Consider the following 24,025-nt stretch of genomic DNA (forward strand, 5'->3'; position numbering starts at 1 on the left):
CCCCTTTTAAACCCGTTTAAAACATTTTTTTGGTAAAATGAAGTAAGTAAAAGAAAGGTTTCCTATGGCATCATCATTTATTACAAAAAAACGGATTGCCAAGGCATTTAGAGACCTATTAGCTACTAGAGAATTTGACAAAATCTCCATTGTAGATATCATGGAATCAGCTGGCATTCGTAGACAGACCTTTTATAATCACTTTCTTGACAAATATGAACTGCTAGACTGGATATTTGAAAATGACTTAACCGAGTATATCACCAATAACTTGGACTTCATTTCAGGCCAAAAACTATTACAAGAATTATTTCTTTATTTCGAACAAGAGCGTGACTTTTATATTCAACTTTTTGATATTCAAGGGCAAAATAACTTCTATGACCAATTTATCAGCTACTGTCGCTTGCTTGTATCAAAAATTTTAAGAGAATACGGTCAGATTGATATCGATTCATCTGCTTATACTTGTTTTTTGTTAGACTATCATTCACATGCTCTAGCAGAAATCGTGAAGGCTTACGTCAATAAAAAAAGTCCAGTTCCACAACCAGACTTTCTAATCATGACAATTATTGGAAAGAGACCACAATGACATTTATTTCAAATCATAAACAGAAAATTATTTCAAGTTACATTTCGGCAACTGTCAGCAGTCATCCTGAATTAGAAAAACACCCTACTTTACCACTAGTCCATCAAAAAAATCGCAATCCTCATCAGGTTCCAATATTGTCGGGTGGAGGTTCCGGTCACGAACCCGCTCATATTGGATATGTGGGAGAAGGAATGCTTACTGCTGCTATCTATGGCCAATTATTTACTCCTCCTACAAGAACTGAAATCTTAGAGTCCATTCGTTTTTTAAACAATGGTCACGGTGTCTTCATCATTGTAAAAAATTTCGAAGCAGACATCAAAGAATTTAGCTGGGCCATTAATACTGCTAGACAAGAAGGAATTAAGGTTGGCTATAGTCTAGCACACGACGATATTTCTATTGAACCTCACAATAGATTTCAAATTAGAGGAAGAGGGCTTGCAGGGACTATTTTACTTCATAAAATTCTAGGATATGCAGCTCAAAATGGAGCTGACATAGAACAACTAACCGATTTAGGTCATGAACTTGCTCCCGAAATCGCAACAATTGGCTTTGCAACGAAAGCTGCTAGTCTCCCCCAAGCCACCCTTCCACTATTTAACTTGGAAGAAGGAAATATTTCTTATGGTATTGGGATACATGGCGAAGAAGGCTATCGTATCGTCCCATTTCAATCTTCGGAAATCCTTGCAAATGAAATTATAAGTAAATTAAGATTGCACTATCATTGGAAAAAGGGCGATCAATTTATATTGCTTGTAAATAATCTAGGCACTACCAGCAACCTAGAAATGGGGATATTTATCAATGATCTCCTTCAACTCTTAGAAATTGAAGGAGTCACTATTACTTTTATAAAATCAGGAACATTTATGACCAGTCTAGATATGGCAGGTATATCCGTAACTCTTTGCCCTGTAAAAAATAAACAGTGGTTAGAAGCGCTCAATGCTCCAACGACAGCTTTTGCATGGTAATTTGCTTGTATAACTCAAAAGGGCTACATCACTTGATAGCCCTTTGCTTTTATCTTACGTTTAAAAGAACTCATTCTTTCTATTTCAAATAGTCCATCTATCCTTTACAATTCTTCTGATGTGCTTTGAGTTTTTTCAGAGCCCAATCATAATGACTGGAGGTACTACTGACAAAGTAGGAACCTAGACTTGTCCCACCTGTCCACTTATAGACACCTTTGGTAAAGAGTTCGTCAGTGCTAAAGCCTTCCACCAACTCTAAAACCTCTCTATGTGATTTCGCCAAGAGTCTAGTTGCTTCTTCTAATGTCGTTTTCTGGTGCTTCTTCCAAAAAGCGACATTCATTTCTCCATAAGTTTTCCAATTATAAGATTCAGGGAGAAAAGGTCTTTCGTGACCTTCTTGATTAGAATGTACCCAAGTCAAAAGTAACTGCTGCCATTCATAAAGATGGATTAAGACATCCCGTAGATTTTTATCCCTTTTCCAGTGAGCTTCTTTTTTCTTTGGGTCTCTTGAAAAATCAAATGGAGTCTGTAGCTCATCTTCACTTAGTTGGGAGATAAAACGATTGAGCTTTTCATAGTTTTCCTTAGAGGCCAGCACTAGCTCCTCTTTTGTTTTCGGTCTAGGCACAGAGTTCCCCCTTCATATTGTTAGTTATTATTAGAAATTTTTTATCCTTTAAATCTCTATAACTTATCCTTTAATTTCTCAACAAAGAGATAGGCTGCTGGACAGGTCAAAGTATTCTTAATCGTCAAATGGTTGATTTGATGGATTTTTTTACGATCAGTATGGGGGAACTCTCGACAGGCCTTTGGACGAACTTCATAGATGGAACAGAGGTTATCTCCTCCTAAAAATGGGCAGGGCATGGATTTGAAAACCTTATCACCATCTTCATCTACTTGCAGAAACTCCGCTTCAAAAGCTGGTAATTTCATCTTAAAATACTTGGCGATTCGTGTAATATCCGCTTCTTTAAAGTCAGGCCCCAATGTCTTACAACAGTTAGCACAGGCAGTACAATCAATCTCCTCAAAGACTTCTTGGTGAATCTGTTGGGCTATCTTATCTAGATTTTTTGGTGGTTTTTTCTTTAAATTGGCTAAAACTTTTCGATGCTCCTTCTGCTTTTGCAAGGCCAGCTGGTGGTAGTACTCAATATCAATTTCTTTAGACATGTTTTCTCTCTTATTCTAATTACTTTCCCCTATTATACCATGCCTCCGGAGCATTTTAAAGTGGACTTTATAGGACTACACTTTTCCAAAATGCGTCAAAAAACCTTGCAACTATGTTACAAGGTTAATCACATTAATCAAAGTTAACGTATTCTTTTTGAAGTTCAAGAACTTCTTCCATTGTTGAACACTCTGTAAGGGCACGGTTAGCGTACTCTTCCATCTTAGCAGTATCCAATTTCTTCATCAAGCTACGTGTACGAAGTACAGATGTTGCTGACATAGAGAATTCATCCAAGCCCATTCCGACAAGAAGTGGAACAGCTTTTTGGTCACCAGCCATCTCACCACACATACCAGCCCATTTACCTTCAGCGTGAGCTGCCTTGATAACGTTGTCGATCAAGCGAAGGATTGATGGGTTATATGGTTGGTAAAGGTATGAAACTTGCTCGTTCATACGGTCTGCTGCCATTGAGTATTGGATCAAGTCGTTTGTACCAATTGACATGAAGTCTACTTCTTTAGCAAATTGGTCTGCAAGCATCGCTGCTGCAGGGATTTCAATCATGATACCAACTTGGATGTCATCCGCAACTGCAACACCTTCAGCAAGAAGGTTTGCTTTTTCTTCTTCATAAACTGCTTTGGCTGCACGGAATTCTTTCAAAAGGGCAACCATTGGGAACATGATACGCAATTGACCATGAACAGAAGCACGAAGAAGGGCACGGATTTGTGTACGGAACATTGCATCTCCAGTTTCAGAAATAGAGATACGAAGGGCACGGAATCCAAGGAATGGGTTCATTTCGTGTGGCATATCGAAGTAAGGAAGTTCCTTATCTCCACCGATATCCATTGTACGAACAACCACAGGTTTACCATTCATTCCCTCAAGAACAGCCTTGTATGCTTCATACTGCTCATCTTCAGTTGGGAAGTCTTGAGAATCCATGTATAAGAACTCTGTACGGTAAAGTCCAACAGCTTCTGCACCGTTGTTGTTAACACCTTCAACGTCTTTTGGAGTACCGATGTTAGCAGCCAACTCGAAGTGTTTACCGTCAGCAGTCACTGTTTGAGCATCTTTCAAAAGTGCCCATTCAGCTTTTTGTTTAGCATAAGCTTCACCAGCTGCTTTAAATTCTGCCGCTTGTTCATCTGTTGGGTTGATAATCACTTCACCAGTAATTCCGTTAACGGCAAGGATATCACCGTCTTTCACCACTTCAGTGATGTTATTTGTTCCCAATACAGCTGCAATTTCAAGTGTACGTGCCATGATAGCTGAGTGGCTTGTACGTCCACCGATGTTTGTTACAAAAGCTTTTACAAAGTTTTTGTCCAATTGAGCTGTATCAGATGGTGTCAAGTCATGCGCAATCACGATTACTTCTTCATTGATAGAAGCTGGGTTTGGCAATTTCTTACCAAGAAGATTTGCCAATACACGTTTTGTCACGTCGCGGATATCCGCTGCACGTTCTTGCATATATGGGTTGTCTTCCATGCCTTCAAAGATAGTGATGAACATGTCAGTCACTTCTTTAAGACCTGCTTCTGCATTGACTTTCTTAGCACGGATTGTTTCTTTAATCTGACCAATCAATTCTGGGTCAGCAAGAACCATCAAATGAGCGTCAAAAACTTGAGCCGCTTCTTCACCAAGCGTACCTACAGCTTTCTCACGGATAAGAGAAAGCTCGTTTTGAGAAGCTTCAAGAGCTACATCCAAACGAGCCTCTTCTGCGTTTGTATCTTCGACTGAAACAGTCTCGAATGACAAATCCGGTTGAACGAGTAGATATGCTTTTGCAACTGCAACACCATCAGATGCTGCGATTCCTTTAAGCATTTCTGTCATTTTCCTTATGCCAATCCTTCTTTTTCCATTGTTTCTGAGATTGCAGCGATAGCGTCATCTGCATCTGCACCTTCAGCTGAGATAGTTACGTCAGCACCTTGGCCAACACCAAGACTCATAACACCCATGATTGATTTAAGGTTAACTGATTTACCTTTGTACTCAAGAGTGATATCTGAAGCAAATTTGCTTGCAGTTTGTACCAACAATGTTGCTGGACGTGCGTGAATACCTGTTTCTGCCACTACGTGGAAATCTTTAGAAGCCATAGTTTGACTCTCCTTTTGTTCTTTCTTTTTTGAGTTATATGTGATAACCCTTACAATTTGGTATTATATCATCTTCTAGGATTTTTTTCAAGCATTTTATGGGATTTATTCGATTTCCTTTCAGATAACTTGCTGAAAATCTTCTATTCTAGATAACAAAACACAGGATATAGTTTTCCAAAAAACTACTTGTAGGATTATCATCACTATTTTACAAAGCAAACACTACATATTGTGTTTTGTGAGCTTAAGCATAAAAATAGACCACTATATTTAGTTTTAAATCATTGACAAAAATTTATTTTCTGATATACTAAGAAAGTAATCTATTTTGAAAGAGGAGTTACACAATGGTAACCGTTTATTCTAAAAACAACTGTGTCCAATGTAAGATGACCAAACGTTTCTTGGACAGTAATAATGTCGCTTATCGTGAAATCAATCTTGATGAGCAACCTGAGTACATCGATCAAGTTAAAGAGCTCGGTTTCAGCGCGGCTCCTGTTATCCAAACACCAACTGAAGTCTTTTCAGGTTTCCAACCAGGAAAATTGAAACAATTAGCATAATCTTAGTACATCATCCAGAAGAAACTGCTTCTAGGGCTAACTTAGAAGCCTTTCTTTTGTAATTAGATAAGGGAAATTTTATGGGATTAAAACATCTTGAGGACGTGACTTACTTCCGTCTCAATAACGAAATCAACCGTCCTGTCAATGGACAAATCATGCTTCATAAAGATAAGGAAGCCTTGGATGCCTTCTTTAAAGAAAATGTAGTTCCAAACACTATGGTTTTTGATTCAATCAAGGATAAAATCAACTACCTCATTGAACACAACTACATCGAAACAGCCTTTATCAAGAACTACCGTCCAGAGTTTTTGGAAGAATTGTCTCAATTTATCAAAGACCAAAACTTCCAATTCAAGTCTTTCATGGCAGCTTATAAATTTTACAATCAATATGCTTTGAAAACTAACGACGGTGAATATTATCTTGAAAGCATGGAAGACCGCGTCTTCTTTAACGCCCTTTATTTCGCTGATGGCAATGAAGCTGTTGCAATCGACATTGCCAATGAAATCATCCACCAACGCTACCAACCTGCTACTCCTTCCTTCTTGAATGCTGGACGCGCTCGTCGTGGTGAATTGGTATCATGTTTCCTGATCCAAGTAACTGATGATATGAACTCTATCGGACGTTCTATCAACTCAGCTCTTCAACTTTCACGTATCGGTGGTGGTGTGGGAATTACTCTCAGCAACCTTCGTGAAGCTGGTGCACCTATCAAAGGCTATGAAGGAGCAGCTTCTGGCGTCGTTCCAGTTATGAAGCTTTTCGAAGATAGCTTCTCTTACTCAAACCAATTGGGTCAACGTCAAGGTGCTGGTGTTGTCTACCTCAACGTCTTCCACCCAGATATTATCGCCTTCCTTTCAACTAAGAAAGAAAACGCCGATGAAAAAGTTCGTGTAAAGACCCTTTCACTTGGTGTTGTAGTACCCGATAAATTCTACGAATTAGCACGTAAAAATGAAGAAATGTACCTCTTTAGCCCCTACTCAGTAGAGCTTGAATACGGTGTGCCATTTAACTACATCGACATCACTGAAAAATACGATGAATTAGTCGCAAATCCAAATATCCGCAAGACAAAAATCAAGGCGCGTGATTTGGAAACTGAAATCTCTAAATTGCAACAAGAATCTGGCTACCCTTATGTAGTCAACATTGATACGGCTAACCGTGCAAATCCTGTTGATGGTAAGATTATCATGAGTAACTTGTGTTCTGAGATTCTTCAAGTCCAAGAACCAAGCTTGATCAACGATGCTCAAGAATTCCTTCAAATGGGAACGGACGTTTCATGTAACCTTGGTTCAACCAACGTGGTTAACATGATGACTTCACCTGATTTTGGTCGTTCTATCCGTGCTATGGTTCGTGCCCTTACTTTCGTTACAGATAGTTCACACATCGTAGCTGTTCCTACCATCGACCACGGAAATAGCCAAGCTCATACCTTTGGTCTTGGTGCCATGGGGCTTCACAGCTACCTTGCCCAACAATTGATTGAATATGGATCGCCTGAGTCTGTTGAGTTTACAAGCATCTACTTTATGCTTATGAACTACTGGACCTTGGTAGAATCAAACAATATCGCGCGTGAACGTGGTATTACCTTCCACAACTTTGAAAAATCAGACTATGCTAATGGAAGCTACTTTGACAAGTATATAACGGGCGAATTTGTTCCAAAATCAGACCGTGTTAAAGAACTTTTCAAAGATGTCTTTATCCCAAGTGCTGCTGACTGGGCTGAACTTCGCGACAAGGTTCAAGCAGATGGACTTTACCACCAAAACCGCCTTGCTGTAGCGCCAAATGGTTCTATCAGTTACATCAACGACGTTTCTGCTTCTATCCACCCGATTACGCAACGTATCGAAGAGCGTCAAGAAAAGAAAATCGGTAAAATCTACTATCCTGCTGCTGGCTTGTCAACAGAAACCATTCCTTACTACACTTCTGCTTACGACATGGATATGCGCAAGGTGATCGATGTTTATGCGGCTGCGACAGAGCACGTAGACCAAGGACTTTCCCTCACCCTCTTCATGCGCAGTGACATTCCAAAAGGTCTTTACGAATGGAAGAAAGAAAACAAACAAACGACTCGTGATCTCTCTATCCTTCGTAACTACGCCTTTAACAAGGGTATCAAGTCTATCTACTACGTCCGTACCTTTACAGACGACGGTGGAGAAGTCGGTGCCAACCAATGTGAGAGCTGTGTGATCTAGTTTTTATATAGTTAGACTAGAGACCTTAAACAGGAGCTATCCATTCAAAAGTCGGTTCGCCGACTTTTTCTTCCATCCCCTTACCAATTTGTGATAAAATAGTAGTTGATTGTTATCGCATTATTACATACAGAAAGAGATTTCAAATGGAAACTTACTACAAAGCCATTAACTGGAATGCCATCGAAGATGTCATCGACAAATCAACTTGGGAAAAGCTGACGGAGCAATTCTGGCTCGATACGCGTATCCCCTTGTCAAATGACCTAGACGACTGGAGAAAACTATCAAACAAAGAAAAAGACTTGGTTGGAAAAGTCTTTGGTGGTTTGACCCTTTTAGATACCATGCAATCTGAAACAGGGGTTCAAGCACTTCGCGCAGACATCCGTACACCGCATGAGGAAGCTGTTTTCAATAACATCCAGTTTATGGAATCTGTCCACGCAAAATCTTATTCTTCTATCTTTTCAACCTTGAATACCAAGGCTGAAATCGAAGAAATCTTTGAATGGACCAACACTAACCCCTATCTACAAAGAAAAGCGGAAATTATCAATGAAATCTATCTCAATGGTAGCCCACTTGAAAAGAAAGTTGCCAGCGTTTTCCTTGAAACCTTCCTCTTCTACTCTGGTTTCTTCACCCCACTCTACTATCTCGGTAACAACAAACTGGCCAACGTTGCGGAAATCATCAAACTGATCATCCGTGATGAGTCTGTTCACGGAACCTACATTGGTTACAAATTCCAACTTGGTTTCAACGAATTGCCTGAAGAAGAGCAAGAAAAACTGAAAGAATGGATGTACGACCTGCTCTACACCCTCTATGAGAACGAAGAGGGCTATACAGAGAGCCTCTATGACGGTGTTGGCTGGACTGAGGAAGTTAAAACCTTCCTTCGTTACAATGCCAATAAAGCTCTTATGAACCTCGGACAAGATCCCCTCTTTCCTGACTCAGCAGATGACGTCAATCCTATCGTCATGAACGGGATCTCAACAGGAACTTCTAACCACGACTTCTTCTCCCAAGTCGGAAATGGTTACCTCCTTGGTGAAGTTGAAGCTATGCAGGATGAGGACTACCTCTACGGTTTAGATTAAGTCAACTATTTTATGAGTGATAACAAATATCATGGTTTGTTTAAAACAACCATGATATTTTTGTTTTTGTTTCCTTTTGTTTTTTTATTTGAGTGTTTGAGTATTTTATGGTAAGATGATTATAGTAGAAATCGAGGTGACCAGGATGTTAAAGCAAGAAAAATTAGATCATATTTTAGAGACTGTGAATACGAAAGGAACCATTACTGTAAAAGAGATCATGTCACGTCTAGATGTGTCAGACATGACTGCTCGTCGCTACTTACAAGAATTAGCGGACAAAGATTTGTTGGTCCGTGTGCATGGTGGCGCTGAAAAACTTCGTACAGGTTCACTTTTAAACAATGAGCGCTCAAATGTTGAAAAACAAGGCTTACAGATAACAGAAAAACAAGAAATCAGTCGTTTTGCAGGTCACTTAATTGATGAAGGGGAAACCATTTTTATCGGTCCAGGAACTACTCTGGAATACTTTGCTCGGGAACTCCCCATTGACAATATTCGTGTTGTAACAAACAGCTTGCCTGTCTTTCTTATCTTAAATGAACGAAAACTAACAGATTTGATTTTGATCGGTGGAAATTATCGTTCGATCACTGGAGCCTTTGTTGGCACTCTCACTTTGCAGAATTTGACCAACCTCCAATTTTCCAAAGCCTTTGTTAGTTGCAACGGTATCAAAGACAAGGCAATTGCAACCTTTAGCGAAGAAGAGGGCGAAGCACAGCGAATTGCGCTCAATAACGCTAATAAAAAATACTTACTAGCAGACCATAGTAAGTTTAATAAGTTTGATTTTTATACTTTTTACAATATATCAGATATCGACACGATTGTTTCTGACTCTAAACTTAGCCAAGAAAATTACACTGAACTTTCTAAACAAACAAAAATTATTCTATCTAAGTCATAAAATTAAGGATTGATAAAAATATAAAATGCGTAATATCAGGAAAATAAAAATCTTGATATTACGCATTTTTTGATGAATATTTTTACCGAGAGTTTCCTAGATTCTTTATGATTGTTGAAACGGCATAAAATCTGAATCAAAGGAGATATTATCCCATTCTTCAGGATTGATAAAATTTAAAAACAGATTTTTAAATTCTTCCAGCTCATAATCTGAATGACAAATCCATTCTTTACCAGTCGAGACATACCATTTTCCGAGACTTTTCAATTCTTCATTCGTCAAATACGGTATTTGAGAACATTTTTCGAAATTTATAATATAAACTTTTTCATAAATAGATTGGATAAAATCTTTGAACATCTTTCTGCCTCACTAGAATTCTATATCTAATTACTAATTCTACTACTCAATCACTTGAGTTTCCGCTACTTTCTTGTACCAGTGAGCTGATTTCTTCGGATAACGCTCCTGGGTTTCAAAATCAACATAGAAGAGGCCGTAACGTTTTTCATAACCATTTGACCATGAGAAGACATCCATTAATGACCAAATGAAGTAACCTTTCACATTAGCGCCATCTGCAATAGCATCAGACAAGACTTCCAAGTGTTGTTTGACATAATCAATACGGCCATCATCGTAAACAGTGTTATCAACGAACTCATCTTTATAACCAAGTCCATTTTCTGTGATGTAAATCTTCTTGTAGTTAGGATAATCTTTCTTCACTCGCATGATTTGGTCATATAAACCTTGAGGGTAGATAATCCAATCCCAGTCCGTACGTGGTACATAGTCAGGAGCTACACGACGACCAACACCTTTGATTTGGTATTTAGAGCTTCCTTTCTCACCCTTACCATTATGGATAATTTCAGTTTCTCCATCAAATGCTTCCATCCAGTCACTCATATAGTAATTGATTCCAAGGAAGTCGTTCAAGTCTTTTGCGGCTTCTAATACTTCGAAATCTTCTTCACGAAGATCTAAGCTACCACCATTGACTGATAAGATATGGTTGACACCTTCCATCGTTTCAGCTGAATAGCGACCTAGATAAGTTGCATCCAAGATAAATTTATTGTGAATAATATCTTCCAACTCAGCAGCGCGAACATCTGCTTGATTTTCAGGATCTAGAGGATATTTAGTAGGCAGGGCATGAACAACACCAATTTCACCTTTATAACCTTTATCTTTATATAGCTTGACTGCATGCGCATGAGAAACCATCATATTGTGGTGCGATTGGAAAACTTTGGCAAGGTCGTACTGGATACCTGGAGGGAATTTACCAACCAAGTATTGACCATCACCAATTGGCCCAATTTCATTAAAGGTTGTCCAATAGTTTACTTCTGGGAATTCTTCAAAACAGAAGGCAGCGTAGTCTACAAAGTGTTCGATATTTTCACGGTTTAAGAAGTCTCCATTTGAATGTAGAGCTTCTGGCGTATCAAAGTGATGAAGAGTTACAAAGGGCTCAACATGACGTTTGTGACACTCTGCAAATAAATTATGATAAAACTCGACACCTTTCTGATTTACTTGACCGTAGCCTGTTGGGAAAATACGTGACCAGGCAATAGAAATTCGAATGCCATTGACACCATACTCTTCTGCTAGCTTTAGGTCAACTGGATATCGATTGTAAAAGTCACTGGCTGGTTCTGCAGTGTACCAATAGTTATCTTCAAGATATTTATCCCACGCAACTGGTCCTTTTCCATCAGTATGTGTAGCACCTTCTGCTTGATAGGCAGCTGTTGCGCCACCAAAAATAAAGTCTTTTGGTAATGTTTTTGTCATTTTTTCACCTATTTCTTGATTTAAATAAAGTAAAAATGAGAGGAGAGGAGTCAGTGAGCCATCCTTCTCCATCTCACTTCTTGTACCGAGTCACCAAATTGTGACATGAGGAGGTAAAAACGATATCTTTTTACCGACGAATTAATAAGGCGATTAGGAAATTCGCCATAGCGATTTCCGTAACGATAGAAGACTATTTCAGAGTCCCTATTATTAATCGAATTGTGACATGAGGAGGTAAAAACGATATCTTTTTACCGACGAATTAACAAGGCGATTAGGAAATTCGCCATAGCGATTTCCGTAACGAGAGGAAACTATTTCATAGTCCCTATTATTAATCGAATTGTGACATGAGGAGGTAAAAACGATATCTTTTTACCGACGAATTAACAAGGCGATTAGGAAATTCGCCATAGCGATTTCCGTAACGAGAGGAGACTGTTTCACAGTCCCTATCGTTAATCGAATTGTGACATGAGGAGGTAAAAACGATATCTTTTTACCAACGAATTAACAAGGCGATTAGGAAATTCGCCATAGCGATTTCCGTAACGATAGGAGACTGTTTTATAGTCCCTATCGTTAATCGAATTGAGCTTGTACGAATGCAAGAGCACCTTTTCCATCACGAGTTAATTTGATGTATTGAGCGCCTTCTGTTTTCGCAAGTTTAATATCGAGTTTATCAGTTTCTGCTTTCATATCTTCAAAGTTTGAAGCAACTTGAGGGGCAAGGATAACAAGATCAAACTCTGGCAACATTTCACGGTGAGCACCATAGCCACCTGCTGCTGCTTTCACAGGAACATTGTACTCTGCAGCTGCCTTGTTCAAAGCATTTGCAAGGAGACCACTTGTACCTCCACCAGCACAGAGAACGAGTACATTTGTTTCTTCAGTGATGGTATTTTGTGCTGCTTCTACACCCGCTTTTTCAAGAATAGCATCTGCTTTTGCAGTGTTGAAGTTTGCAGCAACTTTGTCTTTCAATTCATCATTAGATTTACCTGAACGCTCTTCTTCAAGAATTTGTTCATCATAGACTTTAAGGAATGGATAGTAAATGACTACGTCAACCACGATTAGAAGAGCAGCAAGAATGAATGATAGAACTTGGAAGTTCGTACCAAGAACTAGACCTAGTGGAGCTGGGGTTGTCCATGGTAGATTAGCAGTAAATGAATTCATTCCAAGAGTTTCAATGAAGAATTTAAAGATCCAAACGTTTGCGATAGGAGCAAAGATAAATGGAATGAAGAAGATTGGATTCAAAACAAGAGGTGCACCAAACAAGATTGGTTCATTTACACCAAAGAAAGTTGGAACTACTGAAGCGCGTCCGATTGCACGGTTACGTTTAGATTTTGTTAACCACATGAACATGAATGGAACAACCAGTGTCGCACCAGTACCACCCATGGTAACGATAAACATTTGTGTACCAGAAGTAAGAATCTTGTCAGCGTGCATACCTTGTTGGAGAAGGTTCAAGTTGACTTCGGCATTGGCATAGGTAATTGCTGCGATAGCAGGTTCAACAATAGATGGACCATGGATACCAACAAACCAGAAGAAGGCAAATGCACCAAAGATAATCGTAATACCTAGATAACCATCAGCAGCAGAGAATAATGGTGCAAAGAATTTACCGATTGATTCTGCTACGCTTGCACCAACAAAATGACGAGCTAGTAAATCAAGAGCATAAAGTGAAACAACTGAGAGAGTGAATGGAATCACATCTTTAAAGACTTGTGAGATATTTGGTGGAACTTCGTCAGGCATACGAATAGTGACGTTGTTCTTAACACAAACCTTATATATTGCTACAGTAACAAAGGCAGCAAGGAAGGCTGAAAGCAAACCTTTTGTCCCCAAGAATCCAGTAGCAAGACCATTTTCGATAGGATCAGCTGCCAACATCAACAAACCAACAATAGCTGCTAACAGTGTTGACATATAGTTGATTTGATTGGTTTTCTCCATGCTACGGTTTACTGAGTCGGTCAATGACTTAGCTGTTGTACCAGCTACCAAGAGAGCCAGAATACCCATAGAATAGCTATAAGGTTTCATCAGAAATGCTACAACTTCATCAGACCATTTAAAGCCCCATGAGTTTGGTACAAAGGCGATTAAGATAAAGATACTTGAGAAGAGAATAACAGGCATACCTGCAATGAAACCATCACGAATAGCACGAAGATAGATATTACGAGATAGTTTCTCAAAGAAAGGTTTTCCTTTCTCAATAAATGCAATTAGTTTATTCATTATTTAACTCCTCTCTTGTACAGTTCAATTAAATGGTGCATCAAATCTTTTAATAAGATAGTTGTCATCAAGTGGTCTTGGCCATGCATCATGGTTACACTATAGGCTAAGTCCTCACCAGAAGCTTCCTTAGCCAATAGACTTGTTTGCGCGTGGTGAGCCTCTGCAATGCAAGAACCAGCTTCCTCAACTAAGCTATCTGCTTTCGCAAAATCACCAGCTTCAGCAGCCTTTAAAGCTTCCAATAGTTTTGAACGAGCATCGCCAGCATAGGCTACGATTTCAAAACCTAACAATGTTACTTCTTCTCTATTCATGATAGAATTCTCCTTATATAGTTTTAAATAAATTTTTATGACAATAAACGTTGGATATGTAGAACTAGATAAACTCGTTCACTTTTATACAAATCAAGACCCGTATGTTGCGTAATCACATCATAGATCTTGGAACCAATCTCGAACGCTTTTGGATAGGATTGTTTAATATGATCTTCCATATCCAGAAGTGATTGGTTATCATCTCTAGATCTGTCTAAATAATCCAAGAAATAATTCAAATGAATCATAAAACGATCATAGAAATGGTTATTCTCTTTAGTTCGTTGAATTGCATAGTCCGTTAAAACTTCTTCAACATTCCTGAGAATTTCTTTCCTCTTATCAATCGACTCCACAAGTTCCACTTCATTTTCACCTTCGGCATTAATGAAATGATAAGCAATCCGAATAATTTCGTCCTCAGGAAAATGATCTGCTAGCTTCTGACGGTAAATTTCAAATGCTTCATTTGCGATTTGAAAAGCGACAGGATACTTAGTGGAAATATCTGGCAGATTACTATCCTTGTACCTTCCTTGTGCTAGAGCTTGGTAAGAACAGTAAATATGATCTGTCAATGTTACGTAGAGATACTCTTGAATCGGATAATGATATTTCTTTGATAGCTTATCAATGATTTCATAAGTCACTGTGATAAAATCAAGCGGAACATCTTTGAGGAGAGCCATAAAGTTTTCCCTGGACTCTTCGGTCTTCATCCGAAAGATTTTCTCAACCTGATGTTCAGCAATCAAATCCCCTTTCTTCTTTCCAAATGTAATCCCCTTACCAATCACAATCACTTCTTCTCCTTTATCATTTCTGACAAGCGAGACATTGTGATTCATTGGATTTAGAATTCGATACATGTCATCCTCCTTTTATATCTTAAAGGTATATGAGTACAAAAAATGACCACAAATGAACTAGAAAATCAGCCGATTTCTAATTCACCTGTGATCATGCCTAATATTACTTAGTAACACTCACCTTGTATTAACTTGTGATTTAAGTATAGCACAAGTAAGTTATTTTGTAAACCTTTACATAAAACTTTTTTTAAAATTTTTTTAGATTCATGTTCCTAACCTAGGAGGACTTGCTTACACGCGTTCTTTCCATGAAGTCGCTGTTGTTTGAAGAACTTTATTGAGCTCATCAATGTTTTCAAAACCAGTTGTGCGAAGCCATTCGCGAGCTGCTTCTTCACCATCTTTTATGTAAGCTTCAACTGATCCAGCCCATGTAGCACGGCCACAAAGAACACCGTTAAAGTTTGCACCTGATTCATGAGCAAATACAAGAGTATCTTGGAAGAGTTTAGCTGATACACCTGCACTCAAGTAGATGTATGGCAAGTTAGTTGCTTCATCTTGTGCTTTGAAGAAGGCTGCTGCTTCTTCACGTGTGTAAACCACTTCACCCTCAGCGAAGCCTTCAACATATTTAATGTTAACAGGAACTTCTACTTTCAAGACATCAATGTTAAAGCGTGGGTCTGAGAAGACTTTCATAGCACCAATAACTTTGTGTGGTTTTACTTTCGCGTATTCTACAGAACCTGCGTCAGCAATTTTTTCATCGTAAGCAAGAATTTCAAGGAAGAATGGGATATCTTCAGCCACACATTCAGAACCGATACGTTCGATGTAAGCTTGTTTTTCTTGGTTGAGTTCGTCTGAGCTATCTACATCATAGTAAAGCAAGAATTTAACTGCATCTGCACCTTCTTCTTTAATACGTTTTGCAGACCAAACATCCAAGCAGTCTGGCAAGCGTTTTGTGCTTGTTGTATCATAACCTGTTTTTTCATAAGCAAGAAGGAGACCAGCTTTTTCATCAAGAGCTTTAGTTGCTGGAAGTCCATATTCAGGATCAAGAAGCATAGATGAAGCGTATTTAGTCAATTCATCTGCTACCAAAACTTTAAGTTCTTCCATTTGAGCCACAGTTGGTTCTTCTGTTTGGTGTTGAGCCATGAGGCGTTTCAAAGCACCACGTTGGTCAAATGCAAGAGCTGAGATGATACCATTTTCATCAGAAAGTTTTTCTAAGCGTGCACGTTTTTGTTCTGTTAAAGCCATTTTATACCTCTTTTACTATTAATTGATCATATAGAGCTTGATAGTTGGCCATGTTGACATGACCAGTCATTTTTTCTTGAGCATTGAGCATACCAAGGACATTTGCCTTGATGAGTAGTTCTGCATCCGATTCTTTATGAAGTAAACCTGAAGAAATTCCAGCAACTGTAGAATCTCCAGATCCAACAGGGTTGACTACCTGAATTCTAGGAATATCTACCTTGTAGAAAGTGTCACCATGTTTGGCAAAGGCACCGTTGGCACCAAGTGAAACGATAATCCATTCAATACCTGCAAACAAAGGTTCTTGAAGGACTTCTTTTAATTCATCCAAATCCTCAGAAACTTCTCTTCCTAGAAGCTGAGACAATTCCTCATTATTTGGTTTGATGACTGTTGGTTTATGTGGTGATTCAAGAACCGCCTGAAGTGCTGCACCAGAGCAGTCCAAGACAACAGACTTGCCAGCTTGATTAGCAAGTTCTACCAAGCTCGCATAATAATCAACTGGAAGGCCAGCTGGTAAACTACCTGAGATAGCTACTACTTCAACTGAGTCCAAGAGTTTTTTGAAATGATCCAAAAAGTCTTGACCTTCTTGTTCAAGAACTTCAGGTCCTTTTTCAAGAACTTCTGTTTGATTATCTCCATGAAGAATAGCGATACAGTTACGAGTTTCTCCCTGAATTGAGAAGAAATCTTTCTTTACTTGATCATCGATATTTTCAACCAAAAACTCACCAAGTTTGCCACCCACTAAACCAGTAGCAAGAACAGAATCCCCAAATTCTGAAAGTACTCGGGTAACATTGAGGCCCTTACCACCAGCCGTTTTGGTTACATCCACCACACGATTGACAGTATCAATCTTCAACTCATCCAAGGGATAGGAAATATCAATGGATGGGTTCATTGTGACTGTTAAAATCATAGGTCACCTCTTAGTCGTGGTATTCTCCGCGATCCCATTTTTCAAGGAATTCAGTGAAGAAGTTTGCGTCTGTTTGTTGAGCATTGTGACTTTCAAGGTGTTCAATTTTCGCAATCAATTTTTTGTTTTCTTCAGATGGTTTGTATTCAGCATGGATGAAAGCTTCAATGATGTCACACATGAGCAATTCACCAGTAATCTTACCACCAAAACCGATAACGTTGGCGTTCAATTGTTCTTTAGCATAAAGTGCTGTTGTCATATCACGAACTAAGGCAGAACGAACACCAGGAACTTTATTTACAGCATTGTTGATACCAACACCAGTACCACAGATACATACCCCAAGATCAGCTTGACCACTAGTTACAGCTTCCCCTACTTTTTTACCAAAGATTGGGTAGTGAGTACGTGTATGGTCATATGTACCAAAGTCAATGACTTCATATCCTTTTGATTTCAAAAATTCTGAAACCGCCATTTTTTCATCTGTTACGATGTGGTCACATCCAATTGCAATTCTCATTAGTTATTCCCTCCGATTAATTATATAAATCTAATATCATTTATCCCTACTCAAGAAAAATCAAGATTAGCTTAGGAAGCGAGCTGCAAGCATAACTGAGGTTAGCTAAAGTGAGCTGACAACAGATTATCTTGATTTTTGAAGAGTATTAGCACATTTTGTTCAACATATCAACACGAATTTGGTGACGTCCACCATCGTATTTACCGTTAACAAAACCTTTAGCAATGTTTTTAGCCAATTCATCACCAACAAGTTGTGCACCCATAGTGATCATACGTGAGTTATTGTGGCCACGAGTCATATAAGCTGAACGTTCGTCAGATACTTCTGCGGCAACCATTCCTTTGATTTTTGTTGCGACCATGAATGGACCAGCACCATAAGCATCAATCACGATACCAAGGTTTTGTTCTTCTTTGTTTACTTCTGCAGCAACAGCAAGCGTCACATCAACAAAATCTTGACCTTCAGCTGTAACATCCACAACGTGGAAGTTTTCTTTTTCCAAGAAGTCTTTCACAACTTCTTTCAATCTCAAACCTGCAGCATCTGCACCGATAACAATAGACATATTGTATACTCCTTTTTATTTTTCTAGGCTAGTAAAGACTTTTTTAGTTAGCAGTTCACCTACAAAAGACTTTCTAGCAGTTTAGTGACAAATTTGATTGAATGAGATGAATATCACCTTATCCAAGTCCAGGAAATCAAATTCCTAGAAACAAACTTTCTCCTCAAAAGAGAATATAACAAGCGATTGTTTGTTACAAACATCATTTGTTGTTTACAAACATAATATACTCCTATTTTCAGAAAAAGTCAACAGTAAATGTTTGTTTTTGTGGTTTTTAATCTAAAATATTTCAATATCAAAGCCAATTTGATCTACTTGACCGGGTTCCAAGAGACGAACGTTTTTCTTATCTTCCAAATGATCTCCTTCTTCAAGTGATGTTGATAAGCCAGACCAAGGTTCAAAAGCGATGAATGGTCCTTTATTGAGAGTTGACCAAATGATGAGATTTGAGAACTCTTGGAAGTGCACTTTTAATCCCTTCTCATGCTTACGAGAGCGAAGGGCAATTGTTCTGGATTGCAATTCATCTAAAGTCACTGCATCAACACTGAAAAGATCATAGCTGAGGTCCAATTCTTTTTGCCCCTCTAACCATGGACTTCTATCTTGGAAATCCAACATGCCTGTTTCAGGGAAAGGACGTGGAACAGAGCAAGTTTCTTCCTTTTCAAACTCTAAGTAATAATCTTCATAGATTTCGTCATCAAATAGCGGACAATTAAATCCTGGGTGTCCGCCAATAAAGAAGGGCATGACCTTGCTAGTTTCTTTATTGAAAATCTTGTATTGAGTTCGTACTGTCTTGCCAGTAAGGCTATAAGTGATTTCTAGGCGGAAATAATAAGGGTAGTTCTGATAGCTATTCTCATCGTCTTCAATTGCAAAAGTTACACTATTATCTGTCTGTTCAACTAATTCAAATTCTTTCTTACGAACCAAACCATGACGAGGAATGTTTCCTTTGCTTTCCTGCCCCTTCTCATCTATATAGACGGCTGAATCCTCTCTCAATGAACCACAAATAGGAAAGAGAACAGGAGCTTGTCCACTCCAATAAGTAGCATCCCCTTGCCACAAATATTCAAGTCCCTCAGCATCTTTTATAGAAGAAAGAGCCCCACCAAAACTGTTAAATTCAACTCTTAATTGTTCTGATTTTAATTCAATTACCATTATTTTCTCCGATTTCTTGATAGTTTATAAAAAACTAGGCTGTCACTCCTAATGGATGTCGACAACCTAGCTTTAACAATTTACATTTTATAGGAGCGCATTATTTTGCTTTTGCTGCGTACTCTTCGTTACGTTTGATCATTTGTTTTCTGTACCAAGCAAAGATACCGATATAGAATACAAGGAAGACTACAGCACCAAGGATTGCTTTGATATCACCTGTTGTAGTGTTACCAATTGTCCAACCAAGAAGTTTTTCGATTGGTCCTTCAAGAGTTGAGTGAGTGATCAATTGAGTTTGGCTCACACCTTCTGGGAAGGCACCTACACCTTTAGCAAGTTCTGTTGCAAATGGTGCGATAAGTGTACCTGAAAGAAGGAAGAGTGGCAACAAGAGTGTTCCGAAGATAATCATACGGAGCAATTTACCACGTGTTACAACCAAGAGAGCTGGAGTAACACCCATAGCGATGATACCTGCAAGTGGCAAGATACCATTTCCGACGTTTGAAAGAAGCACTGCTTCAACCAACATGATTGGCGCAAGTACGTTGGCACAAGCCCAAACTTCAGCACGACCAGCGATGAAAGGCCAGTCAAGACCGATGTTGAATTTACGTCCTTGAAGACGTTTAGTAGCAACGTTTGTAATACCTTGTGAAAGTGGCTCTACGGCAGCGATGAACCATGAACCGATAAGTGAGAAGAGTTCCAAAGACACACCAGCTGTCAAACCAAGAGACAACCAACCTTTAATAACTAATTGCCAGTTTGCTGCATCTTCTACGCCAGCAACTGGATGTGGAGTACCCATCAAACCGATAACGATACCAAGGATGAAACCGATGAAGAATTTAGATCCCCAGAAACCGATTTTCTTGTTCAATTTAGCAGCATCAAAGTCATATTTATCAAGACCTGGGAAGAATTTTTCAAAAATCTTATCCAAAACCATGATAACTGGGTTCATCATGTAGTTCATGTGAGTTGAAGTCATTGGTGATGAACTTGGTGCGTTAAGAAGGTCATCAAATGTAGGTTTCATCAAATCAGAGTTGATGATTTTAAGAACACCTACAAGGACAACTGCTGCAGTGGCGATGAAGAGTGAAACCCCTTGGCTTACACCGTTGTTGTCTGCATACCATTTAATCAAAAGACCTGTGATAGACAAGTGCCAGATATCGAAGATATCAACGTCAAGTGTATCAGTTTTCTTCATAGCAAGCATCACTACGTTGACAATCAACATGATGAGCAAGAAGTAAAGTGTCCAAGCAGATCCCCAAGTGATTGTAGCAAGTGGTGCCCAACCAACGTCAGTGATGTTCAATTGAATACCAGTATTTTCAACGAATTTTGCAAGTGATGCTGAGAAAGCACCATTCAGCATACCGATGATAGCACCGATACCAGTAAGAGCGATGGCAAGTTTGATACCACCTTCAAGTGCTTTGGAGAATTTCACTCCAAAAAGTAGAGCCAATACTGTCAAAATAATCAACATAATGATTGGTCCGCCCATATCCAAGATAGGCTTGAATATTGTGTTGGCTAGTTTAATTATGACATCCATAATGAATCCTCCCTTTTCTTTATGGTTTTATGAATGTGAACGAAATTAGCTTAATCCGTGTTCCTTAATCGCTGCTTCAATATTATCAAACACTGGAGCACTCATAGCAGGAATACGGAATAAGATTGGACCAGCTTCGATAACTGGAATACCTGGTTCAAAACCAAGATCAGTCGCAGCAATCGGTGTGAAGATGTCGTAGCCTTTGATGAGATCTTCGTTTACATCTTTTACCATAACTGCATCACAGTGGACATCGTATCCACGACTTGAAAGTTCCTCTTCAAGAGCACTCTTGATTTGGTGGCTTGAGTTAACACCTGCACCGCAGGCAGCAAGAATTTTAATCATTTGGATTTCCTCCGTTTTATTATATTTTTTGTTTACAATTTAAGCAGTTGCTTCAGAAATGTACTGGTAAAGTGCTTCTGGTTCTGAAATCTTGGACAGGTCTTCTAAGTGCCCATTTCCTGTAAAGAAGTCCATCAACTGAGCAAGAATGTTCGTTTGACTTGAACTTGAGTTGTTAATGATAAAGAAGAGCAAGGATACTTCTACTTCCTTATCAGGAGCAATCATATTGTGAAAAGCGACTGGTTTTTCTAACCGAACGACCACTACTTTTTCAGCCAGATTATGAATAATATCTGTATGAGGAATGGCAACATTTGGCAAATCCTTACCCAGAAATTCCATGTCTAACCCCGTTGGAAATGACTTCTCGCGTTCAATTAGGGCAGAACGGTAAGTATCCGTTACAATTTTTCTTTCTTCAAGTAAAGTAGCTACTTTATTGAAGAGTTGTTCTTGATTATCCGCTTCTAAGCAAAACACAAGGTTTTTGTCAAAGAAATGATCTAATCCCATAATGTTTTTCCTTCTTTCGATTAACTTTTACAATCTAAGTATAGCACTATATGAAATCGTTGTCAACGATTTCATGTTGTTTTTTGTCTCTTTTTTTATATTTTTGTTGTTTTTATGGTTTGAGTTATAAAAACAAACACTTAAACAAACACACCAAACATTTTTTCTGTTCTAGAAACTAAAAAAGCAGACCGTTTAAGCCTGCTTTACTATTGATTCTTATATAAATTTCCTATGAATAAGGAAAAGCAATTATGATAACTTACTCTTCATCCATGCTCAAGACACTGAGGAAGGCTTCTTGTGGTACTTCTACTGATCCGATAGCTTTCATGCGTTTCTTACCAGCTTTTTGTTTTTCAAGGAGTTTGCGTTTACGAGAAACGTCACCACCATAACATTTGGCAAGTACGTTCTTACGAAGGGCCTTGATATCAGTACGAGCCACGATTTTGTGCCCAATAGCTGCTTGGATTGGTACTTCAAATTGTTGACGAGGAATGATTTTCTTGAGCTTATCCACGATGAGTTTCCCACGTTCGTAGGCAAAATCCTTGTGAACGATAAAGCTGAGGGCGTCCACCTTGTCTCCATTGAGAAGGATATCCATTTTGACTAGCTTAGATGGGCGGTACTCTGACAATTCGTAGTCAAAGCTTGCATAACCACGCGTCGAAGACTTAAGCTTATCAAAGAAGTCAAAGACGATTTCAGCAAGTGGAATCTGATAGATAACATTGACACGATTGTCATCAATATAATCCATGGTTACAAAGTCACCACGCTTGCGCTGAGCCAGTTCCATAACTGCTCCGACGAACTCCTGCGGTACCATGATTTGCGCCTTGACATAAGGTTCTTCAATGGTCGCAATCTTAGTCGGATCAGGGAACTCAGATGGGTTCGATACATCCATAGACTCCCCGTCGGTCAAGTTAACCTTGTAAATAACAGACGGAGCTGTCATGATGAGGTCAATGTTAAACTCACGTTCTAAACGCTCTTGGATAACATCCATATGGAGAAGTCCAAGGAATCCACAACGGAAACCAAATCCAAGGGCCTGCGATGTTTCTGGCTCAAACTGCAAGCTGGCATCGTTGAGTTGCAATTTTTCAAGGGCTTCACGAAGATCATTGTATTTATTAGACTCGATTGGGTAAAGTCCTGCAAAGACCATAGGGTTCATTTGCTTGTAGCCATGTAATGGCTCTGCCGCAGGATTGGTTGCCAAGGTAACGGTATCCCCCACACGAGTATCCTGAACCGTCTTGATAGAAGCAGCGATATAACCAACATCACCAGTCGCGAGGAAATCACGACCAACTGCTTTGGGTGTGAAAATACCGACTTCGGTAACATCAAAGGTCTTACCATTGCTCATGAGCTGAATCTTATCGCCAGGCTTAACCACTCCGTCCATGACACGCACTTGAAGAATAACTCCACGGTAAGCATCGTAAACAGAGTCGAAAATCAAGGCTTTGAGTGGTGCTGCAACATCCCCCATTGGTGCTGGTACTTTTTCGACGATTTGCTCAAGGATTTCTTCGATACCAATACCAGCCTTGGCAGAAGCCAAAACTGCTTCACTAGCATCCAAACCAATGACATCTTCAATCTCTGTACGCACGCGCTCAGGGTCTGCTGCTGGCAGGTCAATTTTATTAATGACTGGCATGATTTCCAAATCATTGTCCAAGGCCAGATAAACATTGGCAAGGGTTTGAGCCTCAATTCCTTGAGCGGCATCAACCACCAAAATAGCACCTTCACAGGCAGCTAAGGAACGAGAAACTTCATAGGTAAAGTCAACGTGTCCTGGCGTATCAATCAAGTGGAAAATATAGGTCTCTCCATCTTTTGCAGTGTAATTGAGCTCAATAGCATTGAGTTTGATGGTAATCCCACGTTCACGCTCAAGATCCATACTATCCAGAAGCTGAGCTTGCATTTCACGACTAGAAACTGTCTCCGTCTTTTCCAAAATGCGGTCTGCTAGTGTTGATTTACCATGGTCAATATGGGCGATAATAGAAAAGTTACGGATCTTCTCCTGTCGTTTTTTTAATTCTTCTAAGTTCATGATGCTCTTCCTTTCAGGGTATCTATTTATTATAAATTGTTTTTGACATTTTGACAA

24 protein-coding genes are annotated in these 24,025 nt (G+C 39.1%); 6 read left to right on the forward strand and 18 right to left on the reverse strand.

What is annotated here, in order from left to right:
- The first annotated feature begins 64 nt into the window (after nt 1–64).
- Nucleotides 65–595 (forward strand): dihydroxyacetone kinase transcriptional activator DhaS, encoded by a 531-nt coding sequence (gene dhaS, locus K1I71_RS01825; RefSeq protein ID WP_223330056.1) that lies wholly within the window; start codon nt 65–67, stop codon nt 593–595.
- Nucleotides 592–1,581, forward strand: a complete 990-nt coding sequence (gene dhaQ / locus K1I71_RS01830; RefSeq protein ID WP_223330057.1) for a DhaKLM operon coactivator DhaQ — start codon at nt 592–594, stop codon at nt 1,579–1,581. Before dhaS ends, dhaQ begins: the two co-directional genes overlap by 4 nt.
- A 97-nt stretch (nt 1,582–1,678) precedes the next feature.
- Here dhaQ and K1I71_RS01835 read toward each other — a convergent pair whose 3' ends face one another.
- From K1I71_RS01835 to K1I71_RS01850, 4 genes are all read right to left on the reverse strand, one after another.
- Nucleotides 1,679–2,218, reverse strand: coding sequence for a ClbS/DfsB family four-helix bundle protein (locus K1I71_RS01835; RefSeq protein WP_223330058.1), 540 nt, complete (start codon nt 2,216–2,218; stop codon nt 1,679–1,681).
- Between the two features lie 56 nt (nt 2,219–2,274).
- The gene (locus tag K1I71_RS01840) at nt 2,275–2,769 is read right to left on the reverse strand and encodes a YkgJ family cysteine cluster protein (protein WP_084949820.1); all 495 of its coding nucleotides are present in this window, start codon (nt 2,767–2,769) and stop codon (nt 2,275–2,277) included.
- Between the two features lie 133 nt (nt 2,770–2,902).
- Nucleotides 2,903–4,636 (reverse strand): phosphoenolpyruvate--protein phosphotransferase, encoded by a 1,734-nt coding sequence (ptsP, locus tag K1I71_RS01845; protein WP_223330059.1) that lies wholly within the window; start codon nt 4,634–4,636, stop codon nt 2,903–2,905.
- Nucleotides 4,637–4,641: 5 nt separating this feature from the next.
- Nucleotides 4,642–4,905: a phosphocarrier protein HPr gene (locus K1I71_RS01850; protein WP_000146947.1), complete on the reverse strand. Its 264-nt coding sequence runs from the start codon at nt 4,903–4,905 to the stop codon at nt 4,642–4,644.
- 350 nt (nt 4,906–5,255) lie between these two features.
- Between K1I71_RS01850 and nrdH the strand changes: the two genes are divergently transcribed.
- From nrdH to K1I71_RS01870, 4 genes are all read left to right on the forward strand, one after another.
- On the forward strand, nt 5,256–5,474 hold the full coding sequence (gene nrdH / locus K1I71_RS01855) for a glutaredoxin-like protein NrdH (protein WP_000259240.1): 219 nt from the start codon (nt 5,256–5,258) through the stop codon (nt 5,472–5,474).
- 80 nt (nt 5,475–5,554) lie between these two features.
- A complete protein-coding gene (nrdE, locus tag K1I71_RS01860) occupies nt 5,555–7,714 on the forward strand; it encodes a class 1b ribonucleoside-diphosphate reductase subunit alpha (RefSeq protein WP_223330060.1) in 2,160 nt (719 codons plus the stop codon).
- A gap of 146 nt (nt 7,715–7,860) precedes the next feature.
- A complete protein-coding gene (nrdF, locus tag K1I71_RS01865) occupies nt 7,861–8,823 on the forward strand; it encodes a class 1b ribonucleoside-diphosphate reductase subunit beta (protein WP_223330061.1) in 963 nt (320 codons plus the stop codon).
- A 145-nt stretch (nt 8,824–8,968) separates the two neighbouring features.
- A complete protein-coding gene (locus K1I71_RS01870; RefSeq protein WP_223330062.1) occupies nt 8,969–9,736 on the forward strand; it encodes a DeoR/GlpR family DNA-binding transcription regulator in 768 nt (255 codons plus the stop codon).
- 105 nt (nt 9,737–9,841) lie between these two features.
- On the opposite strand, the gene K1I71_RS01875 is transcribed toward K1I71_RS01870, so the two are convergent.
- The 14 genes from K1I71_RS01875 to lepA form a co-directional block, all read right to left on the reverse strand.
- On the reverse strand, nt 9,842–10,099 hold the full coding sequence (locus K1I71_RS01875; RefSeq protein ID WP_223330063.1) for a DUF3884 family protein: 258 nt from the start codon (nt 10,097–10,099) through the stop codon (nt 9,842–9,844).
- Nucleotides 10,100–10,141: 42 nt separating this feature from the next.
- The gene (gene lacG, locus K1I71_RS01880; RefSeq protein ID WP_223330064.1) at nt 10,142–11,548 is read right to left on the reverse strand and encodes a 6-phospho-beta-galactosidase; all 1,407 of its coding nucleotides are present in this window, start codon (nt 11,546–11,548) and stop codon (nt 10,142–10,144) included.
- A gap of 585 nt (nt 11,549–12,133) precedes the next feature.
- On the reverse strand, nt 12,134–13,825 hold the full coding sequence (locus K1I71_RS01885; RefSeq protein ID WP_023948158.1) for a lactose-specific PTS transporter subunit EIIC: 1,692 nt from the start codon (nt 13,823–13,825) through the stop codon (nt 12,134–12,136).
- Nucleotides 13,825–14,142, reverse strand: coding sequence for a PTS lactose/cellobiose transporter subunit IIA (locus K1I71_RS01890; protein WP_001078320.1), 318 nt, complete (start codon nt 14,140–14,142; stop codon nt 13,825–13,827). The genes K1I71_RS01885 and K1I71_RS01890 overlap by 1 nt, the downstream gene beginning before the upstream one ends.
- A 35-nt stretch (nt 14,143–14,177) precedes the next feature.
- A complete protein-coding gene (locus tag K1I71_RS01895; protein ID WP_143952156.1) occupies nt 14,178–15,014 on the reverse strand; it encodes a PRD domain-containing protein in 837 nt (278 codons plus the stop codon).
- Between the two features lie 234 nt (nt 15,015–15,248).
- Nucleotides 15,249–16,229: a tagatose-bisphosphate aldolase gene (gene lacD, locus K1I71_RS01900; RefSeq protein WP_001229115.1), complete on the reverse strand. Its 981-nt coding sequence runs from the start codon at nt 16,227–16,229 to the stop codon at nt 15,249–15,251.
- Between the two features lies 1 nt (nt 16,230).
- Nucleotides 16,231–17,160: a tagatose-6-phosphate kinase gene (locus tag K1I71_RS01905; RefSeq protein WP_223330065.1), complete on the reverse strand. Its 930-nt coding sequence runs from the start codon at nt 17,158–17,160 to the stop codon at nt 16,231–16,233.
- A gap of 10 nt (nt 17,161–17,170) precedes the next feature.
- Entirely contained in the window at nt 17,171–17,686 is a 516-nt protein-coding gene (lacB, locus tag K1I71_RS01910; protein WP_001216910.1) for a galactose-6-phosphate isomerase subunit LacB, read from the reverse strand.
- A 148-nt stretch (nt 17,687–17,834) separates the two neighbouring features.
- A complete protein-coding gene (gene lacA, locus K1I71_RS01915) occupies nt 17,835–18,260 on the reverse strand; it encodes a galactose-6-phosphate isomerase subunit LacA (protein ID WP_000029277.1) in 426 nt (141 codons plus the stop codon).
- A 282-nt stretch (nt 18,261–18,542) separates the two neighbouring features.
- Complete coding sequence (locus K1I71_RS01920; RefSeq protein ID WP_223330066.1) at nt 18,543–19,439, reverse strand: aldose 1-epimerase family protein; 897 nt, start codon at nt 19,437–19,439, stop codon at nt 18,543–18,545.
- 100 nt (nt 19,440–19,539) lie between these two features.
- The gene (locus tag K1I71_RS01925) at nt 19,540–21,015 is read right to left on the reverse strand and encodes a PTS galactitol transporter subunit IIC (RefSeq protein WP_223330067.1); all 1,476 of its coding nucleotides are present in this window, start codon (nt 21,013–21,015) and stop codon (nt 19,540–19,542) included.
- Nucleotides 21,016–21,060: 45 nt separating this feature from the next.
- On the reverse strand, nt 21,061–21,366 hold the full coding sequence (locus tag K1I71_RS01930) for a PTS sugar transporter subunit IIB (RefSeq protein WP_061852234.1): 306 nt from the start codon (nt 21,364–21,366) through the stop codon (nt 21,061–21,063).
- A gap of 39 nt (nt 21,367–21,405) precedes the next feature.
- Nucleotides 21,406–21,882 carry a PTS sugar transporter subunit IIA gene (locus K1I71_RS01935; protein ID WP_223330068.1) on the reverse strand — a complete coding sequence of 159 codons (477 nt, stop codon included), beginning with the start codon at nt 21,880–21,882 and terminating at the stop codon, nt 21,406–21,408.
- A gap of 262 nt (nt 21,883–22,144) precedes the next feature.
- Nucleotides 22,145–23,968 (reverse strand): translation elongation factor 4, encoded by a 1,824-nt coding sequence (lepA, locus tag K1I71_RS01940; protein ID WP_223330069.1) that lies wholly within the window; start codon nt 23,966–23,968, stop codon nt 22,145–22,147.
- Nucleotides 23,969–24,025: the final 57 nt, after the last annotated feature.

It is taken from the genome of Streptococcus mitis, assembly GCF_019929545.1.
Taxonomy (GTDB): Bacteria; Bacillota; Bacilli; order Lactobacillales; family Streptococcaceae; genus Streptococcus; species Streptococcus mitis_BU.

Bases quoted from the DNA above. Each gene is read 5' to 3' on its own strand.
- dhaS (WP_223330056.1), top strand. From the start codon at position 65: ATGGCATCATCATTTATTACAAAAAAACGGATTGCCAAGGCATTTAGA.
- dhaQ (WP_223330057.1), top strand. From the start codon at position 592: ATGACATTTATTTCAAATCATAAACAGAAAATTATTTCAAGTTACATT.
- K1I71_RS01840 (WP_084949820.1), bottom strand. From the start codon at position 2,769: ATGTCTAAAGAAATTGATATTGAGTACTACCACCAGCTGGCCTTGCAA.
- ptsP (WP_223330059.1), bottom strand. From the start codon at position 4,636: ATGACAGAAATGCTTAAAGGAATCGCAGCATCTGATGGTGTTGCAGTT.
- K1I71_RS01850 (WP_000146947.1), bottom strand. From the start codon at position 4,905: ATGGCTTCTAAAGATTTCCACGTAGTGGCAGAAACAGGTATTCACGCA.
- nrdH (WP_000259240.1), top strand. From the start codon at position 5,256: ATGGTAACCGTTTATTCTAAAAACAACTGTGTCCAATGTAAGATGACC.
- nrdE (WP_223330060.1), top strand. From the start codon at position 5,555: ATGGGATTAAAACATCTTGAGGACGTGACTTACTTCCGTCTCAATAAC.
- nrdF (WP_223330061.1), top strand. From the start codon at position 7,861: ATGGAAACTTACTACAAAGCCATTAACTGGAATGCCATCGAAGATGTC.
- K1I71_RS01870 (WP_223330062.1), top strand. From the start codon at position 8,969: ATGTTAAAGCAAGAAAAATTAGATCATATTTTAGAGACTGTGAATACG.
- K1I71_RS01875 (WP_223330063.1), bottom strand. From the start codon at position 10,099: ATGTTCAAAGATTTTATCCAATCTATTTATGAAAAAGTTTATATTATA.
- lacG (WP_223330064.1), bottom strand. From the start codon at position 11,548: ATGACAAAAACATTACCAAAAGACTTTATTTTTGGTGGCGCAACAGCT.
- K1I71_RS01885 (WP_023948158.1), bottom strand. From the start codon at position 13,825: ATGAATAAACTAATTGCATTTATTGAGAAAGGAAAACCTTTCTTTGAG.
- K1I71_RS01890 (WP_001078320.1), bottom strand. From the start codon at position 14,142: ATGAATAGAGAAGAAGTAACATTGTTAGGTTTTGAAATCGTAGCCTAT.
- K1I71_RS01895 (WP_143952156.1), bottom strand. From the start codon at position 15,014: ATGTATCGAATTCTAAATCCAATGAATCACAATGTCTCGCTTGTCAGA.
- lacD (WP_001229115.1), bottom strand. From the start codon at position 16,229: ATGGCTTTAACAGAACAAAAACGTGCACGCTTAGAAAAACTTTCTGAT.
- K1I71_RS01905 (WP_223330065.1), bottom strand. From the start codon at position 17,160: ATGATTTTAACAGTCACAATGAACCCATCCATTGATATTTCCTATCCC.
- lacB (WP_001216910.1), bottom strand. From the start codon at position 17,686: ATGAGAATTGCAATTGGATGTGACCACATCGTAACAGATGAAAAAATG.
- lacA (WP_000029277.1), bottom strand. From the start codon at position 18,260: ATGTCTATTGTTATCGGTGCAGATGCTGCAGGTTTGAGATTGAAAGAA.
- K1I71_RS01920 (WP_223330066.1), bottom strand. From the start codon at position 19,439: ATGGTAATTGAATTAAAATCAGAACAATTAAGAGTTGAATTTAACAGT.
- K1I71_RS01925 (WP_223330067.1), bottom strand. From the start codon at position 21,015: ATGGATGTCATAATTAAACTAGCCAACACAATATTCAAGCCTATCTTG.
- K1I71_RS01930 (WP_061852234.1), bottom strand. From the start codon at position 21,366: ATGATTAAAATTCTTGCTGCCTGCGGTGCAGGTGTTAACTCAAGCCAC.
- K1I71_RS01935 (WP_223330068.1), bottom strand. From the start codon at position 21,882: ATGGGATTAGATCATTTCTTTGACAAAAACCTTGTGTTTTGCTTAGAA.
- lepA (WP_223330069.1), bottom strand. From the start codon at position 23,968: ATGAACTTAGAAGAATTAAAAAAACGACAGGAGAAGATCCGTAACTTT.